Below are 4,100 nucleotides of genomic sequence, written 5' to 3' on the forward strand. Positions count from 1 at the left end.
CGAAGTTATTACGAGGTCATTGATGCCAGTCGGCGCGTAGATCATCGCGGACTGGGCCTGCAGCATGCGCTCGTACAGCGGGCTGCGTGAATCGAGCGCGAAGTAGCACGCGCCGGGGCGCACCGGAATCGCGGGCGGCACCTGCGGCGTGTACGACAGCCGCACGCCGGGCATCGCCGACAGCACGAGCTTGTCGACGTCGTCAGGCGCGCCGACCTTGAAGCGGGCCGGCACCGCATCGACGAGCTCGACGCTCGGCATGTCCGCGGACACCGCGAGGTAGAACTCGGTCTTGTCGTCGATCTTGCCGGAATCGAGGCGGCCAAGGTGGAACGACGGGCGCACTTCGTCGAGCGTGATCGCGAAATAGCGCGTCGAGATCACGGTGTCGAGCAGTTCGCGCAGCATCAGGTCGAGGCGCGCGAAGCTCGGGCCCGGATCGTCGTGGCGGTACACGGGCAGGTCGGCGAGCGTATAGCCCTTCGAGAACGTCATCAACTGGCCCGCGAGGCGCAGCAGTTCCTGGAACAGCCGCTCCGGATGCAGCGCCGCGTGCTGGTGCAGGTGCGCGAGCGTCGCGAATGCGGCGTTCGCCGTATGCAGCAGCCAGAACGACGCGATGTCGCCCGAGCGGAATTCGATGATGTTCTTCGACGGCTCGCGGTGGAAGCCGTACAGCGCGTTCACTTTTGCCTGTAGTGCGTCGACCAGCTGGCGCAGCCGCTGGTGCAGGATCGGCGACGCTTCGATCGCGAGGCACGGTGGCACGAAGCTGTCGTCGATCTCGAAGCCGGACGTCGCGGTGCGGCGCACGCGTACGAGCGGCACCGACAGCAGCTGGTCGCGCGGCTCGCTGTGCGCGATCAGCTTGACCTGCGTCTTCAGGAACGTGATGTCGGCTTCGGCGGCGTCGGTGAAGTTGTCGGCGACGCTCGTCTGCTCGCTGACGAACCGCGTCATGAAGCCGGCGGCCGGATCGTCGCTGTAGTTGGTGCCGTTCTCGCGCAGCGGGTGCAGCGCGAGATAGAACACGAATTCGTTGATGCCGTCGGGCAACGTATCCAGCGCGATCGGCGGCGGCAGATCGTCTGCCTGCGGCGCGGCATACAGCGCGCCGTCCGGGAACACGAGCGCGAGCTCGGCGACCCGCAGCACGTTGCTGCCGAGCGCGTCGCGGTCGATGCGCACCGAGCGCACGCCCCAGTTGTACGGCTGGATCGCCTGGATGGACTCGAACAGGCGCGCCTCGTGGTACGCGTCCTGCCGTTGAAAGTGTTGAGGCCGGAGGAACAGCCCTTCCCCCCACAGCACCTTGGCCGAATAACTCATGTCAAATCCGGTTAATGTGGCGTTGCGATGTAATCGATTTGTTCGTGCCCGAATTAAATCGCCAAGTGTTAACTCTTGTTAATTGACATCCGTGCGTCATGTTTAACCGCAAGAGACCGAAGACAGCAAATTCAGCGGTTGCGAAGGCGCACCTTGTTGCGGTGCGATGACCGTGCCGTCGGTGACCGTCATCGCGCAATTATGCAGGCCGATGATTATGCCGGATTTCTCCGATTTCGCCGGATCGAATGTCAGTTTCCATCGTTGCAGTGCGGGATCGCGGAACAGCGCGACGATGCCGAATGCCTGGGCCTCGCGCGATACCTTCTCGGTTGCCGTATAGCGCTGGCCCGGAATCAGCGTGATTTCGCGCACATTCAGCAGATCGGCGCCGAGTGCGGCTTTTTCCTTGGTCGGATCGGTAAATGCGTCGAACGGCGCCTGCTGGAACGAGGTCGGGTCCTTCAGCGCATAAAGCCGGACGACGAGCGCGAGCGGCTTGTGGTCGGTCGCGGCATTCAGGTTCGGCGCGGCGGCCAGCGTGAGCCCGATGTTGCGCGGCGGCTTCTGCGCGTCGGGCACCTCGGGCTTGCCGATACCGGCCGCGGACATCACGGCGCTCGCGGCCGAGCCGAGCAGCGGGGCGGCCGCGCATCCGGCCAGAAGGGCGCAGGCAACCAGCGGCAGCGCGTAGCGAATCATGGACGATCTCATCGTTTTTCCGGCGTGCCGCCTTTATCCCTGTCAAAACTGCCGGGTATTGCCGCGTTCGCTGCGCCTCCCCGACATTGCACCGTTCAACTATTAAGCACGCCCGCGTCAGGCGAGCGCCCGGAAATTTTTTCCGCCGTCCGGGCGGCGCGTCGTGCGACCAGTAAAACTTGCGCATTCCGGCCCGAGGAAAAACCGCGGCGAGCCCGCAGCGATCGGCCATTCGAGGGGGTAGCGCCCGGTTTTAAAAGGAATTACTCTTCACACGACGATTGAATTATGAAAAATTGATCGGTACTATACCCGCGCGCTTCTTGCAAAGCAAAAGAACCAGATTCTCAACGATTTAAAACTCACGCGCCGGTGGATATAACGATGAAAGACCGTCTGTTCGCAAAACTGTCTGGGGTAGTGGTGGCTTGCGGCGTGATCGCCGGCTGTGCGAGCCAGCCTCCCGCGCCGCCGACTGCGGAAGTGTTCAACAAGTCGCTGGCCGATGCGGACGCCGTCGCGAAGGCGGGGGACCAGGACAAGGCGCTCGGCCTGTACCAGCAGCTCGCGAAGTCGGATCCGACGCGCGAGGAACCGTGGTCGCGCATCGCGCAAATCCAGTTCGCGCAAAACCATTACGGGCAGGCGATCGTCGCCGCCCAGGAAGCGCTGCAGCGCGACGCGACCGATCGTCAGGCGAAGAGCGTGCTGGCCGTCGCCGGCCTGCGGATCGCGACGCAGTCGCTCGGCGAGCTGCGCCAGGACGCATCGCTCGCGGGCGATGCGAAGTCCGACGCGCAGGCGCTCGCGAAGCAACTGCGCGATACGCTCGGCGAATCGGCGCTGTTTCCGCCGGAAACCAAGACCGTGAAACCGCGCCCGCCGCGCCGCGTCGTCCATCGCCCGAAGGGCGGGGCCGCACCGGCTGCCGATGCGGCTGCGCCGGCCGCACCGAGCGCGCCGACGCCGCCTGTGGCGCAAAAGGGCAGCGCGGACCCGTTCGGCGCACTGCGCAACTGAAACCGCAACTGACGCGATAACCACAACTAACCTGGGAGCCGTCGAGATGGCCAAGAAAGAAAGCATTCAGAAAAGCTTGCAGAAAATACGGCCGCCGCGCGTCCAGCTGACCTACGAGGTCGAGAAGGGCGATGCGATCGAGGTGAAGGAGCTGCCGTTCGTCGTCGGGGTCGTCGGCGATCTGGCGGGCCAGTCCGAGATCGAGCAGCCGAAGCTGCGCGATCGTAAATTCGTCAATATCGACCGCGATAATTTCGACGACGTGATGAAGGCGATCGAGCCGCGTGCCGCGTTCCAGGTGGAAAACCGCCTGAGCCCGGAAGGCGGCAAGTTCGCGGTCGACCTGAAGTTCCGCTCGCTGTCGGATTTCAGCCCGGACGAAGTCGTCGAACAGGTCGAGCCGCTGCGCCGCCTGCTCGAGGCGCGCTCGAAGCTCGCCGACCTGCGCAACAAGCTCGCCGGCAACGACAAGCTCGAGGATCTGCTGTCCGAGGTGCTGAAGAACACGCAGCAGCTGCAGGAGCTCGCGAAGGGCACCGGCGGCGACAAAGACGGCGAATGACGACGGAGTGTTGAGATGAACCAGCAAACGGCTGCGGCCCAAGCGAGCGGCGCGGAATACGCCGCGGGGACTTCGCTGCTCGACGACATCGTCGAGAAGAGCAAGGTCGCGAAATCCGATTCCGAGCATGCGCGTGCGAAGGACCTGATCGGCGAACTCGTGCACCAGGTGCTCGATGGCACGGTGATCGTGTCGGACAACCTGTCGGCCACGATCGACGCGCGCGTCGCGGAACTCGACCGCCTGATTTCCACGCAGCTTTCCGCCGTGATGCACGCGCCGGAATTCCAGCGCCTCGAAAGCACGTGGCGCGGGATGGATTATCTGGTCAAGGAAAGCAACACGGGCCAGACGATCAAGATCAAGGCGCTGCACGCGCCGAAGCGCGATCTCGTGCGCGATTTCAAGGGCGCGAGCGAGTTCGACCAGAGCGCGCTGTTCAAGAAGGTCTACGAAGAGGAATTCGGCACGTTCGGCGGCTCGCCGT

General features: G+C 64.1%; 5 protein-coding genes. 3 read left to right on the forward strand and 2 right to left on the reverse strand.

Going from position 1 to position 4,100, the window contains the following annotated elements:
• Both tssK and tssJ read right to left on the reverse strand, forming a co-directional pair.
• A partial coding sequence (gene tssK, locus JMF90_RS27055) for a type VI secretion system baseplate subunit TssK (RefSeq protein ID WP_201325647.1) occupies positions 1–1,329 on the reverse strand: 1,329 nt, incomplete at its 3' end.
• A 102-nt stretch (positions 1,330–1,431) separates the two neighbouring features.
• Positions 1,432–2,043, reverse strand: coding sequence for a type VI secretion system lipoprotein TssJ (gene tssJ, locus JMF90_RS27060; RefSeq protein WP_006477097.1), 612 nt, complete (start codon positions 2,041–2,043; stop codon positions 1,432–1,434).
• 372 nt (positions 2,044–2,415) lie between these two features.
• Between tssJ and JMF90_RS27065 the strand changes: the two genes are divergently transcribed.
• The 3 genes from JMF90_RS27065 to JMF90_RS27075 form a co-directional block, all read left to right on the forward strand.
• The gene (locus JMF90_RS27065; RefSeq protein WP_011546581.1) at positions 2,416–3,051 is read left to right on the forward strand and encodes a M48 family metallopeptidase; all 636 of its coding nucleotides are present in this window, start codon (positions 2,416–2,418) and stop codon (positions 3,049–3,051) included.
• Between the two features lie 46 nt (positions 3,052–3,097).
• On the forward strand, positions 3,098–3,613 hold the full coding sequence (gene tssB / locus JMF90_RS27070) for a type VI secretion system contractile sheath small subunit (protein WP_006484395.1): 516 nt from the start codon (positions 3,098–3,100) through the stop codon (positions 3,611–3,613).
• Between the two features lie 15 nt (positions 3,614–3,628).
• The coding region (locus JMF90_RS27075) for a type VI secretion system contractile sheath domain-containing protein (RefSeq protein WP_201325648.1) at positions 3,629–4,100 on the forward strand (472 nt) is incomplete at its 3' end.

The organism is Burkholderia sp. E168m23 (genome assembly GCF_016586125.1).
In the GTDB taxonomy this organism is placed as follows: domain Bacteria; phylum Pseudomonadota; class Gammaproteobacteria; order Burkholderiales; family Burkholderiaceae; genus Burkholderia; species Burkholderia orbicola.